General features: G+C 33.3%; 22 protein-coding genes, 1 pseudogene and 1 other annotated feature. Of the genes and pseudogenes, 18 read left to right on the top strand and 5 right to left on the bottom strand.

The window, feature by feature from the left end:
* Nucleotides 1-757 precede the first annotated feature (757 nt).
* Nucleotides 758-1,006, top strand: a binding site (T-box leader).
* 116 nt (nt 1,007-1,122) lie between these two features.
* Nucleotides 1,123-2,463, top strand: coding sequence for a sodium-dependent transporter (locus AC1Q8L_RS01695; RefSeq protein WP_000814554.1), 1,341 nt, complete (start codon nt 1,123-1,125; stop codon nt 2,461-2,463).
* Between the two features lie 38 nt (nt 2,464-2,501).
* Nucleotides 2,502-3,416 (top strand): alpha/beta fold hydrolase, encoded by a 915-nt coding sequence (locus tag AC1Q8L_RS01690; protein WP_000584227.1) that lies wholly within the window; start codon nt 2,502-2,504, stop codon nt 3,414-3,416.
* 36 nt (nt 3,417-3,452) lie between these two features.
* On the opposite strand, the gene AC1Q8L_RS01685 is transcribed toward AC1Q8L_RS01690, so the two are convergent.
* On the bottom strand, nt 3,453-4,028 hold the full coding sequence (locus AC1Q8L_RS01685) for a nucleotidyltransferase family protein (protein WP_000155289.1): 576 nt from the start codon (nt 4,026-4,028) through the stop codon (nt 3,453-3,455).
* Between the two features lie 35 nt (nt 4,029-4,063).
* On the bottom strand, nt 4,064-4,861 hold the full coding sequence (locus tag AC1Q8L_RS01680; RefSeq protein ID WP_000028911.1) for a lipid II flippase Amj family protein: 798 nt from the start codon (nt 4,859-4,861) through the stop codon (nt 4,064-4,066).
* Nucleotides 4,862-5,051: 190 nt separating this feature from the next.
* Between AC1Q8L_RS01680 and AC1Q8L_RS01675 the strand changes: the two genes are divergently transcribed.
* The 8 genes from AC1Q8L_RS01675 to AC1Q8L_RS01640 all read left to right on the top strand — a co-directional run bounded on the left by AC1Q8L_RS01675 (nt 5,052) and on the right by AC1Q8L_RS01640 (nt 11,401).
* On the top strand, nt 5,052-5,714 hold the full coding sequence (locus AC1Q8L_RS01675) for an HAD family hydrolase (RefSeq protein ID WP_098311972.1): 663 nt from the start codon (nt 5,052-5,054) through the stop codon (nt 5,712-5,714).
* Between the two features lie 208 nt (nt 5,715-5,922).
* Nucleotides 5,923-7,362 carry a GntP family permease gene (locus AC1Q8L_RS01670; protein ID WP_000424331.1) on the top strand — a complete coding sequence of 480 codons (1,440 nt, stop codon included), beginning with the start codon at nt 5,923-5,925 and terminating at the stop codon, nt 7,360-7,362.
* A 78-nt stretch (nt 7,363-7,440) separates the two neighbouring features.
* On the top strand, nt 7,441-8,643 hold the full coding sequence (locus AC1Q8L_RS01665; RefSeq protein ID WP_001158665.1) for an iron-containing alcohol dehydrogenase: 1,203 nt from the start codon (nt 7,441-7,443) through the stop codon (nt 8,641-8,643).
* A gap of 181 nt (nt 8,644-8,824) precedes the next feature.
* Nucleotides 8,825-9,520 (top strand): aspartate/glutamate racemase family protein, encoded by a 696-nt coding sequence (locus AC1Q8L_RS01660; protein ID WP_000848578.1) that lies wholly within the window; start codon nt 8,825-8,827, stop codon nt 9,518-9,520.
* An 88-nt stretch (nt 9,521-9,608) separates the two neighbouring features.
* Nucleotides 9,609-10,082 carry an SAM-dependent methyltransferase gene (locus tag AC1Q8L_RS01655; RefSeq protein ID WP_000493251.1) on the top strand — a complete coding sequence of 158 codons (474 nt, stop codon included), beginning with the start codon at nt 9,609-9,611 and terminating at the stop codon, nt 10,080-10,082.
* Nucleotides 10,079-10,519, top strand: a complete 441-nt coding sequence (locus AC1Q8L_RS01650; RefSeq protein ID WP_001223866.1) for a GNAT family N-acetyltransferase — start codon at nt 10,079-10,081, stop codon at nt 10,517-10,519. The genes AC1Q8L_RS01655 and AC1Q8L_RS01650 overlap by 4 nt, the downstream gene beginning before the upstream one ends.
* 167 nt (nt 10,520-10,686) lie before the next feature.
* Nucleotides 10,687-11,172 (top strand): DUF2975 domain-containing protein, encoded by a 486-nt coding sequence (locus AC1Q8L_RS01645; protein WP_001050152.1) that lies wholly within the window; start codon nt 10,687-10,689, stop codon nt 11,170-11,172.
* Nucleotides 11,173-11,182: 10 nt separating this feature from the next.
* A complete protein-coding gene (locus AC1Q8L_RS01640) occupies nt 11,183-11,401 on the top strand; it encodes a helix-turn-helix domain-containing protein (RefSeq protein WP_000691391.1) in 219 nt (72 codons plus the stop codon).
* A gap of 238 nt (nt 11,402-11,639) precedes the next feature.
* Here the strand turns inward: AC1Q8L_RS01640 and AC1Q8L_RS01635 are convergent, their stop codons facing one another.
* Nucleotides 11,640-12,167: an HAD-IIIA family hydrolase gene (locus AC1Q8L_RS01635; RefSeq protein ID WP_000181780.1), complete on the bottom strand. Its 528-nt coding sequence runs from the start codon at nt 12,165-12,167 to the stop codon at nt 11,640-11,642.
* A gap of 28 nt (nt 12,168-12,195) precedes the next feature.
* Entirely contained in the window at nt 12,196-12,627 is a 432-nt protein-coding gene (locus AC1Q8L_RS01630; protein ID WP_000009776.1) for a GNAT family N-acetyltransferase, read from the bottom strand.
* Nucleotides 12,628-12,780: 153 nt separating this feature from the next.
* On the opposite strand from AC1Q8L_RS01630, the gene AC1Q8L_RS01625 reads away from it, so the two are divergent.
* The 6 genes and pseudogenes from AC1Q8L_RS01625 (at nt 12,781) to AC1Q8L_RS01600 (ending at nt 17,598) form a co-directional block, all read left to right on the top strand.
* Nucleotides 12,781-13,491 (top strand): ABC transporter ATP-binding protein, encoded by a 711-nt coding sequence (locus AC1Q8L_RS01625; RefSeq protein ID WP_492339393.1) that lies wholly within the window; start codon nt 12,781-12,783, stop codon nt 13,489-13,491.
* Complete coding sequence (locus AC1Q8L_RS01620; protein ID WP_000595455.1) at nt 13,484-14,698, top strand: ABC transporter permease; 1,215 nt, start codon at nt 13,484-13,486, stop codon at nt 14,696-14,698. The genes AC1Q8L_RS01625 and AC1Q8L_RS01620 overlap by 8 nt, the downstream gene beginning before the upstream one ends.
* A 268-nt stretch (nt 14,699-14,966) precedes the next feature.
* The gene (locus AC1Q8L_RS01615) at nt 14,967-15,554 is read left to right on the top strand and encodes a YpjP family protein (RefSeq protein WP_001134421.1); all 588 of its coding nucleotides are present in this window, start codon (nt 14,967-14,969) and stop codon (nt 15,552-15,554) included.
* Between the two features lie 106 nt (nt 15,555-15,660).
* Nucleotides 15,661-16,302: an HAD family hydrolase gene (locus tag AC1Q8L_RS01610; protein ID WP_001174995.1), complete on the top strand. Its 642-nt coding sequence runs from the start codon at nt 15,661-15,663 to the stop codon at nt 16,300-16,302.
* Nucleotides 16,289-16,654 (top strand): annotated as a pseudogene (locus tag AC1Q8L_RS01605) (VOC family protein). Before AC1Q8L_RS01610 ends, AC1Q8L_RS01605 begins: the two are co-directional and overlap by 14 nt.
* An 11-nt stretch (nt 16,655-16,665) precedes the next feature.
* Entirely contained in the window at nt 16,666-17,598 is a 933-nt protein-coding gene (locus AC1Q8L_RS01600; RefSeq protein ID WP_000692072.1) for an aminoglycoside phosphotransferase family protein, read from the top strand.
* 50 nt (nt 17,599-17,648) lie between these two features.
* On the opposite strand, the gene AC1Q8L_RS01595 is transcribed toward AC1Q8L_RS01600, so the two are convergent.
* Nucleotides 17,649-19,106 (bottom strand): serine hydrolase, encoded by a 1,458-nt coding sequence (locus AC1Q8L_RS01595; protein ID WP_000034318.1) that lies wholly within the window; start codon nt 19,104-19,106, stop codon nt 17,649-17,651.
* 198 nt (nt 19,107-19,304) lie between these two features.
* On the opposite strand from AC1Q8L_RS01595, the gene AC1Q8L_RS01590 reads away from it, so the two are divergent.
* Together AC1Q8L_RS01590 and AC1Q8L_RS01585 are read left to right on the top strand one after the other, a co-directional pair.
* Nucleotides 19,305-20,261 carry a thymidylate synthase gene (locus tag AC1Q8L_RS01590; protein WP_000679600.1) on the top strand — a complete coding sequence of 319 codons (957 nt, stop codon included), beginning with the start codon at nt 19,305-19,307 and terminating at the stop codon, nt 20,259-20,261.
* A gap of 19 nt (nt 20,262-20,280) precedes the next feature.
* On the top strand, nt 20,281-20,769 hold the full coding sequence (locus tag AC1Q8L_RS01585) for a dihydrofolate reductase (protein ID WP_000637207.1): 489 nt from the start codon (nt 20,281-20,283) through the stop codon (nt 20,767-20,769).
* The last annotated feature ends 79 nt before the right edge of the window (nt 20,770-20,848 follow it).

Here is a 20,848-nt window from a genome sequence, read left to right as displayed (position 1 = left end):
GAATAAAGTATATTTACAGTGAAAAGAAAAAGAATAGGCTGTTAGAAAGTACGTACTTCATGATGGTTGTACCATCATGAAGTACTGTGTGCAATGAGAGAATATAAAACGAAGTACGAGCTTAGGCGAGATGACATTTTATTGGGCGACGAATATAAACACATGGAATGTATATTAAACTAACAAGCTCGTACAAACTCGTAAGTTTTAATATAGTATTTGTCATGATGTACAAAAGGCGTAATACTGTTACTACAAAACTTACAAATTTACGCTACTTAAAAACATATGAACTTAAAGCACTTGATTGTTAATTAAAGGCAACAAGTGCTTTTTTGCGTTTTAGCGTAGAAATTTAAAAGAGCATTATAATTTTATAAGTGCATTAAGTGTTAAATTTTTATTGTTGTTTTATAGGCTGTAGTGGCTATGTACAGTATACGACGATAGTAGAGGAAAAAATAAAAGGTTGTGTTATTTTTTGAAGTCATCGTAAAGTACGTTTTAACGGGTGATGTAAGAATGCATATAATAAAAGGTGAAGTCACGTTAAAATATTATTAAGCAAAAAAGAGTCTTCGCAACAACAAGATGACAATAATCAAGAAGATGATACTAATAATCACGGTGATGATAATGATGATGGATAATGAAAAATAAAAAAGGTTTCTCAACAAATTTTAATAGATACCTTGACAGTTACAAATATAACCGATATACTTCATATTAATTTCAAAAGAAAATATATTCTAAATATTAAAATGTGTTGAATAGGAGTAGTAAGGTCATGTATTTGTACAGAGAGCTATGGGTTGGTGCGACATAGTCAAATGACATCCTGAACTCGCCTAGGAGCAGTAAGGTGGAACGGAATCACATTCTTAGTAAATCTTAACGGTTAACCTTCGATATTAGGTTTGTAATCAAACGATTACTACTAAGGTGGATTCATAATGGAATCAATAAGGGTGGTACCGCGTTAAGTAAATGGCTTAGCGTCTCTTTATATAGAGATGCTAGGCCATTTTTTTATTATATGGAAGAAGAAATGGAGGGTTTATTTGGATAGGTCTATAAAATTTATTTATTTATATAAAAAGATTTAATTAGGAGGAAAATGAGATGAAACAGACGGAGCAATGGACTTCGAAATTAGGTTTTATAATGGCAGCAGCCGGATCAGCAATTGGACTTGGTGCGATATGGAAGTTTCCTTATATCGCTGGGAAAAGCGGGGGAGGAGCATTCTTTTTAATCTTTATATTATTTACTGTATTAATTGGGCTACCGCTACTTATAGCTGAATTTATGATTGGTCGCAGTACACAGAAACAAGCGGTTGGAGCATTTAAAAGTATCGCGCCAAATACAGGATGGCACTGGATTGGACGACTTGGCGTTGGAACATGTTTTATACTACTTTCGTTTTATAGCGTTGTAGGTGGATGGGTGTTAATTTATTTATTCAGAGGAGTAACGGGACAACTTATTACTCCGGGACAAAATTACGGAGCATTATTTACTGAAACAATTGGAAATCCCACTTGGGCGATTATAGGACATTTCGCTTTTATGTTCATTACGATATGGGTTGTATCAAAAGGTGTACAAAATGGAATTGAAAAAGCAAGTAAATATATGTTGCCAGCATTGTTCGTTTTATTTGTCGCTCTTATTATTCGTTCGTTAACACTTGATGATGCAATGAAAGGTGTGAAGTTTTTCTTACAACCAGATTTCTCAAAGATTACTTCGGAAAGTATTTTGTTCGCAATGGGGCAATCATTCTTTGCGATTAGTATCGGGATTTCGATTATGGTCACGTATAGTTCCTATTTAAATAAAAAAGAAAGTTTACCAAAATCAGCAATAACAATTGTTGGATTGAATTTATTTGTTTCTTTATTTGCGGGTCTTGCTATTTTTCCGGCTGTATTTTCATTAGGAATGGAGCCGACAGAAGGACCTGGATTACTATTTATCGTATTACCATCTGTATTTAGTCAAATTCCATTCGGTGGATTTTTCTTAACAGTATTTCTTGCACTATTTACATTTGCGACATTAACATCGGCATTTTCTCTGTTAGAGACAGTTGTTTCAGCATTAGCAAATGGTGAACAAGAAAGAAGAACGAAACTATCATGGATCATTGGTTTCTGTATTTTCTTAGTAGGTATACCATCTGCGTTATCATTTGGAGTATGGAGTGATATTACGATTTTTGGAAAGAATATTTTTGATGCGGTAGACTTTTTATCTAGTAATATATTAATGCCACTTGGAGCACTATTTATTAGTATTTTCGTTTCATTCAAAATGGAGAAGCAGGTACTAGAAGCAGAGTTTTTTGTAGGTGGTAATTATGGAAAGAAAGTATTTACTTGTTGGGCATTTTTACTTCGATTTGTAGCACCACTTGCAATAATTATAGTCTTCTTAAATGTAATAGGGATTATTTAACATTAAATGTTATAATATTCAGTAAAAAAAGGGAGGTGATGATCATAAAGGCAAATTTGATAGAAGCAGGGAGATACATGAATATTAGAGGGAAAAAGCTATACGTTGAAACGCATGGAAATCCTAAAGATAAACCAGTCTTATATTTGCATGGTGGACCAGGAGAGAGTTGCTATGATTTTTCATTTCATCAAGCGGAACGTTTAAAAGATTCTTTATATGTAATGATGATAGATCAAAGGGGTGTTTGTCGCTCAGAAGAAATTACTGAGGATGAAGCTTTTGGATTAAATGATTTAATTGAAGACTGTGAGGAACTAAGAAAAGCATTACAAATTGAAAAGTGGTCTGTAATTGGACATTCTTTCGGTGGCTATTTAGCATTGTTATATGCGTCGATATATCCAAGTTCAATAGAGAAAATAATATTTGAAGGGCCAACTTTCGACTTTGCATTAACAAGTAGAGCTTTGTTGCAAAAGACAGGGCATTTATTAAAAAAATATGGAAAAGAAGAAGTAGCAGAAGAGTCTCTTGCTTATTCATCTAGCAATGCTAGTTCAAAAGAGTTGTTAGAAGCTTATATAAGACTAAGCAATGAATTAGAAGAAAAAAGAATGGAGATTTACAATAATAAGGAAGATAGGACAGATGAGAGTTTATACAGTGATGAAGAGTGGGAAATATTTTCAAATCGCTCTCAAATTCATTTTGATAGATTAAAATTAGAGGGCTCATGTCATACGTCATTATTATATAAAATAAAAGAAGTACAGAATCAAATGTTATTAATTGTAGGAAAACATGATGTAGTAACGTGTGAAGAACAAATTAAAACATTTAATAAAGATGCCCGAAACGGCAAGTATATCGTATTTGAAGAGAGCGGTCATTCACCTCATTATGAGGAAGCAGATAGGTTTGCAGAAACAGTCATACATTTTTTGAAATGAAGAAAAGGGTGCTTCTATAAATGAGAGGCACCCTTTCTATATTTCTGGATATGTGATTGTGATGTTAGGCCACTTACTTTGCCAATTCTTTTTTATAACTCTGTTTTTGTACATATGTAATCGTTCTTTCGATTCAAGAAAATGAGCTGTTGGTCTCACTTGTAAGGAAAGGACATCTTCAATACCACATGGGGCTGTTAATATGACGTTGTTTAGTTCATCAAGTGTAACTCCTAAAGCCGTTGCTGTTTCAGGAAATTTAGAAATAGCATCAACAGAAGAAGAATATGGTGGCATATTATTCACTACATGCATACGAGCTTGATTTTTTACAGACCAAGGGATAGTAGCATCCATATTCATTAATTTCGTTTCTAATGATTGTTCGTATATCTCATCTTGATGTAGACTATCATAATAAATTAAATCAACATCAGGCATAGCCGTTTTAGCTTCATAGTCATGTAAAGTATCCCAAATTTTAGAACGAACAAAGCCGGCACAAACCCACCAATCAGGTAACTCTAGTGATTTTGCCATTTGTAATACATTCATCATCCATTCGTCGTTTTCTATTAAGCGAATGATATCTTGTTCTGTTTGTATAGTCATTTGTTATCTCACCTGCTTTTTTTTAGAGAGTAAATTTAATTCATAAGCTTTATAATCCATGTAATCCAGTAAGCACCTGGTATGAATAACAGTTGAGCTAGTAATGTACCAAAAAGTCTAGAAATCATTAGCCAAGCATACATTTTACTCATTGCTTCAGCACCTTCTTCTGATTGAAGAGCTCGCTCTGTTAAAAGAGCAATACGTGGATCTAGTAGCACTGTTAATAAAATAGTAGCAAAACCATTAATAAGACCAGAAGCTGTAGTGGCTTTTGTTGCGAAAGCTGGAATTAAAAAAGAAGCATATAGTGCGGAAAGAACTCCCGCTGTATAAATTGCAGTAGCGAACATGTTAATAAGCATTATACGCTTTGGAATACCGCCGATACGCAGTCTATGAATCATTTCTAACTTTGGAAAGCGGACATATTTTTTTGTGTACTTTAATTTTTGAATGTTATTCGTTTTCATCATTCGAATGAAAGAACCGTCTGTTTCAAAGTTTTGAATGACATATCCAAATAGTTTTGTCAAAGTTGGATACAGTATAATCGCAAGCAACGTACCGATAGAAGCAGATAATAGTACAAGACGTATAATATGCTCTAAATCAATAGAAGGATCTAGTTTTGCTTCGTCCACAATCCCGCCAAGTAAAAAGGCTTGTAGTAAGTTTGACGTTCTTGAAATGAGTAATACGATTCCTACGACGGATAATGCGACAGCAATCTTCTTTAAACGAACCCCCGCTAATCGAATACTATAAGAGCTTGTTTCAACTGCGTGGATTACAATTGTGAAAGCCATTATAAAAATTAACGTAATTGACATTTGTTTCACCAGTTTCTATTAAAATAATTGTAACTTTTTTACTTTATCATATCTATCGTATTTTGTAACTGAAAGTATGTGACATATGGAAATTGATTTTTCGAAAAAATAGATAATGATAGTATAATAGGGAGAAGTGGAAGAGATGTTAGCAGTTATTTATACAGCAAATTAAGTGGAGGAATGAAACATGTATAAAACATTTCTATTTGATTTAGATGGAACTTTAACGGATTCGAAAGAAGGGATTGTAAATTCGGTTTTGTATGCGTTAAAAAAAGTAGGAATTGAAGAAGTACATATAAGTGAGTTAGATTCATTTATAGGTCCTCCTATTCAGCAATCATTCATAGAGAGATATAATATGAGTGAAGGAGAGCTTGAACGTGCTGTTTTTTATTTCCGTGAGTATTTAAAGCAGCGTGGATTGTTTGAGAATAATGTATACGAGGGGATTCTGAAGCTCTTGCAACAATTAAAAAGTTCAGGGAATCGCATATTTGTAGCTACTTCAAAGCCCACTGTATTTGCGAAACAAGTTATAGAACATTTTCAATTAACGAATTATTTCGAAGATATCATTGGAAGTAATTTAGATGGTACGAGAATAAAAAAAGAAGAAATAATTGCTCATATTTTACAAACAAATGAAGAACTAAATAAAGAAGAAATGATAATGATTGGTGATAGAAAGCACGATATAATAGGTGCGAATCAGAATGGAATTGCTTCAATTGGTGTTTTATATGGCTATGGCTGTGAGAAAGAACTGACTGAAGTTAGTGCGACTTACATAGTGAAAGATGTTGAAGAACTGTATCATTTTTGTGCAGAAAAAAGTTTAATAAATTAGTAAATATAGATGCTAGCAATCCCTTTATAACGTATGATGAGGAATTCGTTTCTGTTTAAAGGGATTTTTCATATGTAATCGAATATTTATAATTAGACATTTTTAGCATGAAAAAATTGTATGAATAAGAGGAGGGATGTCAGAATTAAAAGATTAGTAGAAGTTTATCAATAAAATTTAGAATATTCTGTTTAATGGAGGGGTAAAATTGGAGTTAGTTATTATATTATTAGCACTAAGTTTACTTATGTTCGTAGCATACAGAGGCTTTTCTGTTATTCTATTCGCACCGATATTTGCATTATTTGCAGTATTTTTGACAGAACCTAGTTATGTATTACCTTTCTTTTCTAATATCTTTATGGAGAAAATGGTTGGATTTATAAAGTTATATTTTCCTGTGTTTTTATTAGGAGCAATATTTGGAAAAGTAGTGGAAATGTCAGGAATTGCAGATTCTATCGCAAAAACGATTATTGAGTTAGTTGGTGAAAAACGTACTATATTAGCGATTGTATTAATGGGGGCTATTTTAACGTATAGTGGTGTTAGTGTGTATGTAGTAGTGTTTGCTGTTTATCCGTTCGCAGCTAAGTTGTTTCGACAAGCTAATATTCCAAAACGTTTAATCCCTGGAACGATTGTTCTTGGAGCAGTAACGTTTACAATGGATGCACTACCTGGATCACCACAAATTCAAAATGTAATACCTACAACATTTTTTAAAACGGATATTTATGCTGCACCGATACTTGGGATTGTAGGAGCAATTTTTGTTCTTACATTAGGTTTACTATATTTAGAGAGTAGACGTAAGAAGGCAAAAGCAGCAGGTGAAGGGTATTTTGGTTTTAATAATGGAAATACTGAAATGGCAGCATCTTTGCAATTAGAACAAAAAAATATGCCATTAATTAATAACATTGAAATCACAAGAGCACAACAACTTATTGCATTTATACCACTTATTTTAGTAGGTGTAATGAATAAAGTGTTTACTATTATGATACCGAAGTGGTATCCAAGCGGTTTTGATTTTTCTGCAATTGGTATGAAAGCATTTGGAAAAGTAGAATTAAGTGCAGTAGTAGGAATCTGGTCTGTAGAATTGGCACTTATTATAGGGATCTTAACAACGTTATTATTATATTGGAAGCGAGTAGTAACAGGTTTCCAAGCTGGATTGAATACAAGTATTGGTGGAGCACTACTTGCAACGATGAATACAGGAGCTGAGTTTGGATTCGGTGGTGTCATTGCAGCACTTCCAGGCTTCGCAATTATGAGAGATGGTATCTCTGCTACTTTCACAAATCCGTTAGTGAATGGTGCAGTAACGACGAATATTTTAGCTGGAATTACAGGCTCTGCATCAGGAGGTATGGGAATAGTATTAAGTGCAATGGGAGATAAATTTATTGCAGCGGCCAATCAATTTGATATTCCATTAGAAGTTATGCACCGTATCGTATCAATGGCATCAGGAGGAATGGATACACTACCGCATAACGGGGCTATTATTACTATTCTTACAGTAACAGGATTAACACATAAACAGTCCTATAAAGATATATTTGCTATTACAATTTTGAAAACGGTTGCTGTATTTTTAGTTATCGCGTTCTATACTTTAACAGGACTCTATTAAACATTCGAATCGTAAAGATTCATCAAATCGATAATTTATATCATAAAATATTAATTAGGATAAGAAGGGGTGGAGTACTTGCAAGAAGTTTCTGAGTTTCGTATGCCAAAGTCGGTATTATATGGAAGGAATTCGCTTGAAAAACTGGGGGAACAATCAAAAAAGTTAGGGAAAAGAGCTTTTATAGTTACTGATACAATTATGGAGAAATTAGGATATGTTGAAAAGTGTATAAAACAACTAAATAAGAAAAGTATTACTGTTAGTACATATAATAAAGTAGATGCTGAGCCTACAAATATACACGTGTTAGAAGCGTTATCTCTTTGTAAAGAGGAAAAGTGTGATTTTATTATCGGTATTGGTGGTGGAAGTTGTATTGATGCTGCGAAAGCAGTAGCGGTTTTATATACAAATGGTGGAGAAGTTGAGGATTATGTCCAAAAGGATATTGAAATAGAAAACAACCCACTACCACTTATTGCAATTCCGACAACTTCTGGTACTGGATCGGAAGTTACAAGTGTAGCAGTAATTACGAATAAAAAAACAGATGTAAAAATGATGATGAAGCATCCTAGTTTTATACCGAAAGTAGCAATTATAGATCCAGTTTTGACAAGTTCATTACCACCACAAATTACGGCAGCAACAGGAATAGATGCGTTATGTCATGCAATTGAAGCGTATATTTCTAAAGTTTCACAACCACTTACAGATGTACTTGCTCTTTCAGCTATTGAAAGTATTATGAAATATTTACGTATAGCATATGAAGATGGACGTAATATGGAGGCAAGAGAAGCGATGATGATTGCTTCCTTACAAGCTGGAATTGCATTTTCTAATGCATCAGTTACATTAGTTCATGGAATGTCAAGGCCAGTGGGAGCATTATTTCATGTACCGCATGGAATATCAAATGCCATACTATTACCTACAGTGTTAGAGTTTACAAAAACAAGTGCAATGAAAAGGTTAGCAAAAATTGGACGTAGTTTAAATAAGGATTTGTATTCGAATTCTGATGAGGAAGTAGCAGATTACACACTTGGTGAAATAAAAAAACTTTGCTTTGATCTTCGTATTCCAAATTTAAAAGAATACGGAATCGATGAAATTGAATTTGAAAATGCTATTTCTAAAATGGCATCAGATGCAATTGAAAGTGGTAGCCCAGCTAATAACCCACGTGTTCCATCATATGATGAAATCAAAGAGCTGTATCGAGAGTGTTTTAATTATAAGTATAAAGAATTCATAAAAAAATCAGATTATTAATTTCAGAATATTCTATAAAAATTTCCTTGGAAATGAAAGTAGAATTATTCTTTATTATTTCCGTATTTTCCGTTAAAACAAGACTTTATATTCCAAACTTAAAGTCTTGTTTTATTATGTATAATATACATAATAAAACATTGCTATTAGTTTTATAAAAATAGTTTAGGTAGGTGTTTGTATGAAAACGATAGGTCTTATAGGTGGTATGAGTTGGGAATCAACTTCTGAATATTATCGAATTATTAATGAAGAAATAAAAGAGAGATTAGGAGGGCTACATTCAGCAAAATGTTTGATTAATAGTGTGGACTTTGAAGAGATTGAAAGATTCCAGTCTAGAGGAGATTGGAATGGAGCAGGTGAAGTTTTAGCGAATGCGGCGTATTCATTACAGAAGGGAGGAGCGGACTTTATAATCATTTGTACAAATACAATGCATAAGGTAGTTGGAAAAATAAAGGAGAAAATTGATATTCCAGTCTTACATATTGCCGATGCAACTGCAAAAGAAATTAAAAGAAAAGACATTCAAAAGGTTGGTCTGCTTGGAACTAAATATACAATGGAGCAAGATTTCTATAAGTCACGTATAGAAGAAAATAATATAAAAGTAATAGTACCATCAGAAAAAAATAGAAAAGAAATAAATAAAGTAATATATACAGAATTATGTTTAGGAAAAATAGTATCTCAATCTAGAGAATATTATAAAAGAGTCATGGAAGAGTTAGTGCAAAAAGGAGCACAGGGAATCATATTAGGTTGTACAGAAATAGGGTTATTAATAAAGCAAGAAAACGTATCTGTCCCGATATTTGATACGACTCATATACATGCAATTGAAGCAGTCAAGGTAGCTCTAGATAGATTATAATTATATTATGTAAACTTAATTCATATATCTGGAAAACATTCAGAAAATATTTTATAATGTAAGTGGTTACATTTAAGGGGGAATGCGTATGTTTTCAGTTCAACCAATCGCATTTGTACATAATGAAAGAAAGGAAATAAAAGATGATGAGTGGGGAGAAGTAAGATCCCGTATAACTTTAACTGAAATGTATGCAGAAGAAAGTATACAAGGGATTGAAGATTTTTCCCATATTGAAGTTGTTTTTTATTTTCATAAAGTAACTGACGAGCAAATTCAGTATTTTGCTAGACATCCTAGAAATAATAAAGATTATCCTGAAGTAGGTATTTTTGCACAGCGCGGAAAAAATCGCCCGAATCGCATAGGTGTAACAATTGTAAAGGTGATCAAAAGAGAAGGTAAATCAATTATTGTTGAGGGATTAGATGCTATTAATGGTACTCCTATATTGGATATAAAACCAATAATGAAAGAGTTTATACCGAAAGAAGAAATACACCAGCCTAAATGGGCAACGGATATAATGAGACAGTATTGGAAGGGGAATGGAGTAAAATGAGAATATATGAGGCAACAATTGCAGATTTAGATGGACTAGCATCAGTTTTTAATAACTATCGCATGTTTTATAGGCAGGATTCTGATTTAGAAGGTGCAAAAGTATTTTTACGAAATCGAATTGAGAAAAAAGAGTCCGTTATTTTCGTAGCAGTTGAAGACGGCGAATATATTGGGTTCACACAACTATATCCATCATTTTCTTCCATTTCAATGAAAGAATTATGGATTTTAAATGATTTATTTGTACAAGCGGCGAAGCGTGGAGCCGGAACAGGTAAAAAATTATTAGAAGCTGCTAAAGAATACGCATTAGAGAATGGAGCAAAAGGTGTAAAATTGCAAACAGAGATTGATAATTTATCAGCACAACGATTATATGCTGAAAATGGTTATTTGAGAGATAATCGTTATTTCCATTACGAATTAACGTTTTAAAAAATTAAGTTGAAAGAGACATTTTCAAGAAAAAGAATTTCTTTGTAATGAGAAATTCTTTTTTATTTTTGCCTAAATTAAACATGAAGAAAACGATATTTATTTATTGTTAAACGATAAATAATATGATAAAATTATGTTATCATTAAATAAATGAGGTATTGTAAATGAATCTTAAACGAAGTTCAACAACGTTCTTAAAAGTAATTATTTTTCTTGTTGGAATTGCAGTACTTGCCTTATGCATATTTTTAGTGCCGGAAATGGCGAATTTCGCAGCGAATTTGTATCCTAATATTACTCTGATAAAATATCTTGTTTTCATTGTGATGTATGGAGCAGCTGTGCCTTTTTACGTTGCTCTTTATCAGGCTTTCAATCTTTTACAGTACATTGATGAGAACACAGCGTTCTCGGAATTATCTGTAAAGGCGTTAAAGAATATAAAGCGCTGTGCAGTTACAATCAGTGGTTTGTATGTATTAGGTTTACCACTTTTTCATTTTATAGCGAAAAAAATGGACCCTCCTATTGGGTTAGTGGGACTTATTATCGTTTTTGCTTCGCTCGTTATCGCTGTTTTTGCCGCTATCCTTCAACGCCTTCTACAAGAAGCAATTAACATAAAATCAGAAAATGATTTGACGGTCTGAGGTGGCGGATATGAAAATTATTATTAATATTGACGTCATGTTAGCAAAACGAAAGATGAGTGTAACAGAGCTTTCGGAGAAGGTTGGAATTACTATGGCGAATCTTTCTATTTTGAAAAATGGGAAAGCAAAAGCGGTTCGTTTTTCAACATTAGAAGGAATATGTAAAGCTTTGGATTGTCAGCCAGGTGATATTTTGGAGTATAAAAGCGACGAGGATACTCAATAAAAACAGATAATAAATGTAATGAATAGGAGTCAATAAAGAAGGGATAGCCACTAAGCTATTCCTTCTTTACGTTAATTGATGTTAGTGGTGAAAAATATAATTTGAATTGCAATGTTTGCGTATCAAAAGGGAAGTTGTTACCTTTTGAGGTGATCCGTTTTGTATCTTTGGGAAGATAATTATTTGCCAAAAAGGATATTTTAACATTATTTCGAGTGCATCAAAATCTTCATTTGTATTATAGTTGATTTAAAACCCAGTTTGTTGCATCTTCAAAGTTATCTGCAATGTAGTTTGGTTCAATATGTGCCCATTTGTCTCGGTACGTATGCAAAGCATCATACCCAGCGCCTGTTCGGACTAGAATCGTTGTCGCATTTACTTTTGCTCCTGCAACAATATCAGTCCAGCGATCACCAACTACAGCACATTGTATTAAATCAAGCCCATGTTTTTTTGCTGCTTTAAGCAGCATGCCTGTACTTGGTTTACGGCATTCACAACCATCACCGTGTTTATGAGGACATACATAAATATCATCAAAACCGAAGCCTTCTAATTCTTGTACAAAATCGGCTACAGTTGCTATTCCATCTGCGATACCAGGTTGATTTGTGAAAGAGAAAATTTTTATATTTTTAGCTTTTAGTTTTTGCAAGGATGTTTTTGTGAATGGAAATAATGTAAAAGATCCTGGATAATGTATTGTAGTGTCACCACCAATTGTACCGTCACGATCAATGAAAATTGCTTTAATGTTTGTCATAGTTATAGTCCCTTCAATTATAAGTAGTTTAAAAATGTTTTACAAATCGGTAGCCATTTACTTCATATCCTAATTTTTTGTAAAAAGGATGAGCTTCTACTCTTTTTGTTCCACTAACTAGCCATGTGCCAATGCAATTATGTTTCTTTGCTAATTGCTCTGCATAATCCATCAATACTTGTCCAATGCCTTTCCGTCGTATGTTAGAATCGACGCTAATAATTGAAATCTCTCCATAACGTGTTACATCTTCTAAATTTTCACGTATACGAAATCCAAGTAATCCAAATATGGCTTCTTCTTCCTCGTAAACATATAAAAAATCAAACGGACTCATTTGTACGAATTGTAATCGATTGTTCATATCTTCATAGGAAATAGAGGAACCTTTTAATTCTTTCGTTAAAGAACAAAGTGCGTCTATATCATCTATCGTTGCTTCACGAATTTGAAAAGACATATTATTCACCCCAATAAAATGTAATCAAACATTTAATATTCTGTTAAAAAATGTTTTTTCCTGCTATGAAAATAAATATTTTATAATGATATACAGATAGTTATATGTTATTCTTTTCCTTGATTGTATTGGAAATGGAAAGAGGGGAAATGCATGTTAGAAGTAAATATCCGCTCAGCCGGATATGAAATAGGCGAAAAAACAATTCATGATATAGCTTTTTCTATCGAAAAAGGTGAACTAGTTGCTCTTATTGGAGCAAATGGTGCTGGGAAGAGTACGACGATAAAAACGATGCTCGGATTACTTGTAAATATGGACGGTGAAATATCATTCGGTGAAAAGAAAAATCCGTATGCATACGTGCCAGAACATCCAACATACTATGATTACTTGACGCTCTGGGAACATATTGAATTATTAATGGCTGCTCGTGGAAGTGAAATGGGAAGCTGGGAAGAACGAGCGGAACAATTATTACATACTTTTCGAATGGATAAGCATAAACATGAGTATTTATCAAAGTTTTCAAAAGGTATGAAACAAAAAACGATGCTAATATTGGCGTTTTTAACTGAGCCAGATTTTTATATCATTGATGAACCCTTTATCGGTTTAGATCCAGTAGCTACGAAAGAGTTTTTAAGTTATTTATATAAAGAAAAAGAGCGCGGAGCAGGAATTTTACTTTGTACGCACGTATTGGATACTGCTGAAAAAATTTGTGAAAGATTTTTACTCATTTCACAAGGTACATTAGTCGCAGATGGACATTTAGAATCTATTCAAATGTTAGCGGAAATGCCGGGTAGCTCATTACTAGACTGCTTTGATGTAATCGTAAGGCGTGAACAACATGATTAAACAACAATTTTATAAAAGATTACGCCATGAGCTTCAGCGGAAGTGGAAGTCTATACGTTCGGTAACAGATTGGACAGTCGCATTATATATTATTATACCAGCACTTATATTTATGGGAATCTATTATAGGTCACTATGGATAAATGAATTATCAACGGAAGAGACGATTTATTTCGGATTAGGATTACTCGCATTTTATCTAGTAACATATCCGAGAGGAGTTCGTTCATTTTTTGAGCAAGCGGATAGTTTATTTTTAATTTCGTATGCAACACATATGCAAAAATTAGTCCAGTATGGCATGATGTACACATTTGTTCGAATAGCGATAACGAATATAATATTAGTCGTTATTATGTTACCGGTGTTGATGAAAAGTATCGGAGTAACAGAGATACAAGTCCTATTATTTTGGGTATTCTTTACTATATTTCGATTTATGATGTCGTTGTTAACGAGATTTATTCATGTACATGCGGAGAAACGATGGGTTTTATGGATTGTAAAAAATGTAGTATTTTCTATGAGCGTGTCCTTTTTTGGAATTAGTTTATTTTTTATTTATAAAAATCCATTTTATTCAATTCTATTTATCGGTTTAGTAATTTTCTTAAGTAGTGTATTAGTAAAAGCGAAAATGAATTATAAAAAGTTCTTTTTTAAAGAAATTGAGAAAGAAAAGGAGGAAAGCATGCGCTGGACGAGCGGAATTATGCAAGTTGGTGGTCATGCGGCTAAACCGAGTAGTTCGAATAAAAAACCGTGGATGTTTCCGTACTCTAAAAGACTTTTAGGAAAAAAAGCTGATTCTCGTATTGTCGAATCTTTTTTGAAAGAATTTTTCCGTACAAGTACTGCACGAATATTTTATATTCAAATTGTATGTATCAGTACTGCAAGTATAATTATGACTCCTAGGTGGATTGCAGCTATTGTTCTCGTATTTGCTGTAGTTGCAATTTCTCGCTATGCACGTGATTATTGGAATGAATTTACGAATAAGATGTTTCTTCATTTATATTGTGATGAAGGGAACTTACTTTTGTTAAGATGGAAGGCAAATCGTTATTTACTACTACCAGCAATACTTTTGTATGGAATAGTTATACTTGCCCAGTTTTATTTATTGCCAGCTGTGATTGGTGGCATTATTTTTATTTTATTAATTGTATGGATTGTATTTTTACCATTAAAAAAGAGCCATTGACGGCTCTTTTTCTAGTCTGTAACACATTGATAAATAAAATATACTAAAACGAGTATGCTTGCGGCGGAATACATGACATCTAAAGTCATCTGATCGCCTCCTTATTATTGTTGTATTTTTATTGTATGAAACCTTACAATTTCATATTCAAGTGAAAAATATGTGAACGTTAACAAAATTGTAAAGTGCAAAAATTACAATCATTTTGTATAATAGAAGAAACCACCGTTATATAAAAAAATAATGAGTGAAAGGGGAGGGAACATAAATGCCAAATTGGTTTAGAAAAACCTTAGTCGCATTAATTACCGTATTTACATTTGGTTTAGTGACGCCTCCTTCCATATTACTTGATAATGCCAAAGCTGCGGACAAGCCTACGAGCACAGCTGGGCAACAAAGTTTGGAGAGCACGTCCTATACATATGAAGAAACGAATGACAGGTTAACCACCGATACTTTTATTACTTATGCAATGCAAGAAGCAGAAAAGCAGTCGATGCAAAAGTTTGGTACTAAAATTGGTCCAGTAATTGAAGATGAGTTTAAAGATGTAATATTACCGAAAATTGAAGAGGCAATTGCTGAGCTTGCTAGTGATGTACCAGAAGATTCACTACAATCATTAGCGATTTCTCAAAAACCAGCTGGTGGAAATAATGAAAAGATTTTTCACGTCTACGATACGAAATCAGGAAATGATTTATTGCGTTTCCATGTAAGAAGAGATCATCCGCCGCAAGATGGTTATTATTTTAATTTCCATTATCACCGTTTTGATGATGGATACTCTGGACATCATGAGTTAGGAAATATTTATTGGAATACGAATGTACCGCCGAAATGGTTGTCTTAAAAAGAACAAGAGAAAATCTTGTTCTTTTTTATTTTTATAGAAGGGACAGACAACTATGTTGTTGAATAACATAGGTTTAGAAAAAAGAAGCAAAAGGAGTATGGAGATGCAAAAATATATTGTTTTTGACTTTGATGGCACATTAGTAGATTCACAAAATATATTTGTACCGATTTATAATCAACTTGCTGAAAAACATGGGTATAAAGCAGTAAAGGAAGACGAAATTGAACATTTACGTAAATTAACGATGACAGAGAGATGTAAACAACTCGATGTACCACTGTATAAATTACCGATATTAGCTTTGGAATTTTATAAATTGTATCAGCCTGCTATAAAAAATCTTGTTTTATTTCATGGGATGAAGGATGTATTAGATGAACTACATAAAACAGGATACGGTATTGCGGTCATATCATCTAACTCAGAAGAGCATATTCGGGCGTTTTTGCACAATAATGGTATCGAAAATATTCAAGAAGTGTATTGTTCTAAAAATTTGTTTGGTAAAGATAAAATGATAAAAAGATTTTTAAAATCGAAAAAGATAACAGAGCAAGATATGTTATACATTGGTGATGAACAGCGAGATGTAGCAGCTTGTAAAAAGGCTGGGGTGAATGTAATTTGGGTATCTTGGGGATATGATGTTATTGAAACAGTGAAAAAAGACGCACCCGATTATATGGTTCATAAGCCGATGGAAATTGTGCAAGTAGTACAAGGAGTGTATTCATCATATTGAATTTTGAGTAGCAAATTTAGAGGAATCCATTTCTTATTATGATAAGTTGTTTCCGATAATTGGATGGAGAAAGTTAAATGAAGTAGCATATAGCACGGGAGAAAGTGAAATATACTTTAAAGAAGTAGATGAGGAAATCGTAAGGACGTTAGGTCCTAGACATATTTGTTATCAAGCTATTCATAGAGAAGTAGTTGATGAAGTAGCAGATTTTCTTTCTAGTACGAAAGTGAAGGTAATACGTGGTCCAATTGAAATGAATCATTATTCAAAAAGGTACTATACGATTGATTTTTACGATTCGAATGGATTTATTGTAGAAGTAGCCTATACACCAAATGCAGAAATGTAAGGGGAATAGATATGAAGATAATTACAGCACGGCAAAACAATATACAAATTGTAAAAGATGCAGCGAATATTGAAGAAATTTCTAAAGGTTTCTCTCCAGATAAGAAATATGTAATTACGAATGCAAATAATGAAAAATATTTATTTCGGACAGGAGATATAAAAGAGTATGAAAGAAAGAAAATAGAGTTTCAAATTTTAAATGAAATGGTAAAACGTAACGTACAGGCACAAAGGCCAATTGAAATAGGTATATTGGAAGAAGAAGGTGTATGCTATAGTATTTTTTCATATTTAGAAGGGGAAGATGCGAAGAAGCTATTGCCTACGTATTCACCAAAAGAACAATATGATATTGGCATAGAGGCAGGAAAAGATTTAGCAAAAATGCATACATATGAAGCTCCTAATGATATACTTCCATGGCATGAAAGAGCAATGAAAAAACATAGTAAATATTTAGAAGCATACAAAACATGCGGAATAAAAATAAAAAATGATGATAAGATTATTAAGTTTATAGATGAAAATGAAATGTATGTAAAGGATCGCCCAAATCGATTTCAACACGATGATTTTCATTTAGAAAATATAATTGTACGGGATGGGAAATATGTAGGTGTAGTTGATTTTAATGGTTATGACTGGGGCGATCCACTGCATGATTTCGTGAAAATTGCACTATTTGCAAGGGACATTAGTATTCCGTATTCAATCGGACAAATAGAAGGATACTTTAATAGGAGAATACCAGAGGAGTTCTGGAAATTATATGCGGTGTACGTTGGCATGACAGTTTTCTCATCAGTTGTCTGGACATTAAGAGCAGCACCACATATGTTGGATGATACGTTAGAGCGTCTTACTATTGTATTGGAAGATCATAAAAACTTTGAGTTATCAAAACCAAGTTGGTTTCAACCAGATAAGATTGATATGAAATAGAAAAGGTAGGTGTGATTTGCACCTACCTTTATTTTTTACCATCAAAATAATTATTTAATTTTCTTAAATGTAAGCGGCTGTGTACTTAACATAGCAGGTACATGTAACTGAAGGGATGGGAATTCACCACGTACATTCATTTCATAAGCGAATAATAAGCTCATTTTCATTTGGAATAAGTCAACTTTTGTAGAGAAGATGTCGTAATGATGATGCCCTAATTGAATATCCATTTCCATAAATTGTACATATAACGAATCATCTCGTTTGTATACTTGTAATGTTCCGTATGCAGGATGTTCAAAAGTACCAGTATAATCCTCTAACTTGTGCGAAGGTGTAGTCCCTTTAATTTGTTCAGGGAGGGATTCAGTTGCTTCTTTCATCATTTCCTTCATTTTTTTAGTATCTTCTACAGCACGTTTATGCCAATCAATGGATTCTAATTCAAGTAGTTCGTCATAAATTTGATTAGCGAGATAAGTAGGAAGTAATGTTCCTCCAGCATTCGTTAAAATGACAAGGCCTATGTTTTCTGTTGGTATAAATGAAACAAGCGCTGAAAATCCATCGATATTACCGCCATGATGAATCACTTTTTTACCACGATAAGCGCTAATAAACCAACCAAGACCGTAACTATTTAATGGAGATTCAGGGAGTGATAAAACCGGTTGGTCTGGAATTGAATTGTGTGGTGTATACATTTGTTGTAATAATTCAGAGGAGATTAATTCATGATCTCCAAATTTTCCTTCATTTAAGTGGAGAAGTACCCAATTTGCCATATCTTCAATTGTGGAATTAATACACCCAGCAGCGCCAACTGTATCGATGTTACGGAATGGAACTGCTTTTATTTCACCGTCATTTTCAATGTAAGGTAAAGCATAATCATCTGTAGTTTGTGAATCGTTAACAGAGAAGTTTGTATGTCTCATATTTAAAGGTTCTAAAATATGTTCTGTAGTGTATTGCTCCCACGTTTGATTTGTAATGTTTTCAACAATGTAGCTAATTGTTGCATACATTAAGTTGTTATATAGAAATGCAGTCCGGAACGGTGCATCAAGTGGTAAATGTTTTATTTTTTCAACGAGATCTTTTCGAGATAAGGAAGAACTATACCAAAGAGCCTCATGACGACTTACTCCAGTTCGATGAGAAGCTAAATCCCGTCCTGTAACTTGTGAGCTAGCAAGTAGTTCAGATAAAGTAAAGTTAGGTATATAAGACTGGATAGGGGTATCCCAATTAAACTTTTTTTGCTGTGCTAACAAGCTTAATGAAAGTGTGCCAAATGCTTTCGTTGAGGAACCGATTGCGAATCGAGTATTCGGTGTAACAGCCTCTTTTGTTTCTATATTACGATAGCCGAAACCTTCTGAAATAATAACTTCACCGTCTTTTATAACAGCGACAGCAGCACCAGGAACATTTAAATCCTTCATCATTTTTTCAACCGCTGTTTGTAAAGAAGTCATAACAGGCGTTTCAATTTTAGACATACTTCTAACCTCCAAATATAAATTTTGTTCTACCGCACTATACTTTCGGTAATAGAAAATGAAAACCTTTTTAAATTTGGAAAGTTAATAATTTTGTAAGAATTAGCGGAAGAAATTTTATTAATTAGGATTATTAAATTTACCATTTTTCATGTTATGATAAATTGCATATACGATTGAAAGAAGGTTTTCCTACATATGAAACATGCTGAAAATGAATACTTAAATTTATGCCGCCATGTAATGGAACATGGTACGAAGAAAGAAGATCGTACAGGGACAGGAACTGTATCTGTATTTGGATATCAAATGCGTTTTGATTTGAGTAAAGGATTTCCTTTATTAACGACAAAAAGAGTACCATTTCGCCTTGTAGCAAGTGAACTACTTTGGTTTATGAAAGGTGATACAAATATTCGCTATTTATTGCAGCATAATAATAATATTTGGAATGAATGGGCGTTTAAGAGCTGGGTAGAAAGTGATGAGTATACTGGTCCTGACATGACGGATTTTGGTCTTCGCTCACAACAAGATGAAGAATTTAAAGTACAGTACGATGAGCAGATGGAATTGTTTAAAAAGAACGTTTTAGAAGATGATGATTTCTCAAATAAATATGGTTATTTAGGAGACGTTTACGGTAAACAGTGGCGAGCTTGGAAAACGACAGCTGGTGAGACACTTGATCAATTAAAAGATGTAATTGAAATGATTAAAAAAACACCAGACTCACGTCGTTTAATCGTTTCTGCTTGGAATCCTGAAGACGTACCAAGTATGGCATTACCCCCTTGTCATACATTATTCCAGTTTTATGTAGCGGACGGAAAGCTTTCTTGTCAGCTATATCAAAGAAGTGGTGACATATTCCTTGGAATACCATTTAACATCGCAAGTTATTCACTACTAACACATTTAATTGCACACGAATGTGGTCTTGAAGTAGGGGAATTTGTTCATACAATTGGTGATGCACACATTTATACAAATCATTTTGAACAAGTAGAAAAGCAATTGGCACGTGAACCACGTCCGTTCCCGAAACTTACATTAAATCCAGATGTGAAATCTGTTTTCGATTTTGAAATGGAAGATTTAACGATTGAAGGATACGATCCGCATCCAGCAATTAAAGCACCGGTTGCAGTATAATTGTAGAGGAGATGAAAAAATGATTGTTTCATTTATGGTCGCAATGGACGAAAATAGAGTAATTGGTAAAGATAATAATTTACCTTGGCGTTTACCGAGTGAATTACAATACGTGAAGAAAACAACGATGGGTCACCCGCTTATTATGGGAAGAAAGAACTATGAAGCGATTGGTAGACCGCTGCCTGGAAGACGTAATATTATTGTAACTCGTAATGAAGGATATCACGTTGAAGGATGTGAAGTTGTTCATTCTGTAGAAGAAGTATTCGAACTATGTAAAAATGAAGAAGAGATTTTTATTTTTGGCGGAGCGCAAATTTACGATCTCTTTTTACCATACGTAGACAAGTTGTATATAACAAAAATTCATTATGCATTTGAAGGAGATACATTCTTCCCAGAAATGGATATGACAAATTGGAAAGAGATTTTTGTAGAAAAAGGTTTAACAGATGAAAAAAACCCGTATACGTATTATTACCACGTATATGAGAAACAACAATAATAAAGAAGATTGATGTGAGAATTCGCATCAATCTTTTTATTTATATTCACCAATATAAGTTTATAGATGAGATTCGATA

The organism is Bacillus sp. GW823-FHT06A11 (genome assembly GCF_058795355.1).
Note: the sequence above shows the minus strand (reverse complement) of the source record. Positions and strands in the feature narration are given on the sequence as shown.

What these genes read in the sequence shown, in the direction of transcription:
- AC1Q8L_RS01695 (WP_000814554.1), top strand. Translation starts at nt 1,123, where the DNA reads ATGAAACAGACGGAGCAATGGACTTCGAAATTAGGTTTTATAATGGCA.
- AC1Q8L_RS01690 (WP_000584227.1), top strand. Translation starts at nt 2,502, where the DNA reads ATGATCATAAAGGCAAATTTGATAGAAGCAGGGAGATACATGAATATT.
- AC1Q8L_RS01685 (WP_000155289.1), bottom strand. Translation starts at nt 4,028, where the DNA reads ATGACTATACAAACAGAACAAGATATCATTCGCTTAATAGAAAACGAC.
- AC1Q8L_RS01680 (WP_000028911.1), bottom strand. Translation starts at nt 4,861, where the DNA reads ATGTCAATTACGTTAATTTTTATAATGGCTTTCACAATTGTAATCCAC.
- AC1Q8L_RS01675 (WP_098311972.1), top strand. Translation starts at nt 5,052, where the DNA reads ATGTATAAAACATTTCTATTTGATTTAGATGGAACTTTAACGGATTCG.
- AC1Q8L_RS01660 (WP_000848578.1), top strand. Translation starts at nt 8,825, where the DNA reads ATGAAAACGATAGGTCTTATAGGTGGTATGAGTTGGGAATCAACTTCT.
- AC1Q8L_RS01655 (WP_000493251.1), top strand. Translation starts at nt 9,609, where the DNA reads ATGTTTTCAGTTCAACCAATCGCATTTGTACATAATGAAAGAAAGGAA.
- AC1Q8L_RS01650 (WP_001223866.1), top strand. Translation starts at nt 10,079, where the DNA reads ATGAGAATATATGAGGCAACAATTGCAGATTTAGATGGACTAGCATCA.
- AC1Q8L_RS01645 (WP_001050152.1), top strand. Translation starts at nt 10,687, where the DNA reads ATGAATCTTAAACGAAGTTCAACAACGTTCTTAAAAGTAATTATTTTT.
- AC1Q8L_RS01640 (WP_000691391.1), top strand. Translation starts at nt 11,183, where the DNA reads ATGAAAATTATTATTAATATTGACGTCATGTTAGCAAAACGAAAGATG.
- AC1Q8L_RS01635 (WP_000181780.1), bottom strand. Translation starts at nt 12,167, where the DNA reads ATGACAAACATTAAAGCAATTTTCATTGATCGTGACGGTACAATTGGT.
- AC1Q8L_RS01630 (WP_000009776.1), bottom strand. Translation starts at nt 12,627, where the DNA reads ATGTCTTTTCAAATTCGTGAAGCAACGATAGATGATATAGACGCACTT.
- AC1Q8L_RS01625 (WP_492339393.1), top strand. Translation starts at nt 12,781, where the DNA reads ATGTTAGAAGTAAATATCCGCTCAGCCGGATATGAAATAGGCGAAAAA.
- AC1Q8L_RS01620 (WP_000595455.1), top strand. Translation starts at nt 13,484, where the DNA reads ATGATTAAACAACAATTTTATAAAAGATTACGCCATGAGCTTCAGCGG.
- AC1Q8L_RS01615 (WP_001134421.1), top strand. Translation starts at nt 14,967, where the DNA reads ATGCCAAATTGGTTTAGAAAAACCTTAGTCGCATTAATTACCGTATTT.
- AC1Q8L_RS01610 (WP_001174995.1), top strand. Translation starts at nt 15,661, where the DNA reads ATGCAAAAATATATTGTTTTTGACTTTGATGGCACATTAGTAGATTCA.
- AC1Q8L_RS01600 (WP_000692072.1), top strand. Translation starts at nt 16,666, where the DNA reads ATGAAGATAATTACAGCACGGCAAAACAATATACAAATTGTAAAAGAT.
- AC1Q8L_RS01595 (WP_000034318.1), bottom strand. Translation starts at nt 19,106, where the DNA reads ATGTCTAAAATTGAAACGCCTGTTATGACTTCTTTACAAACAGCGGTT.
- AC1Q8L_RS01590 (WP_000679600.1), top strand. Translation starts at nt 19,305, where the DNA reads ATGAAACATGCTGAAAATGAATACTTAAATTTATGCCGCCATGTAATG.
- AC1Q8L_RS01585 (WP_000637207.1), top strand. Translation starts at nt 20,281, where the DNA reads ATGATTGTTTCATTTATGGTCGCAATGGACGAAAATAGAGTAATTGGT.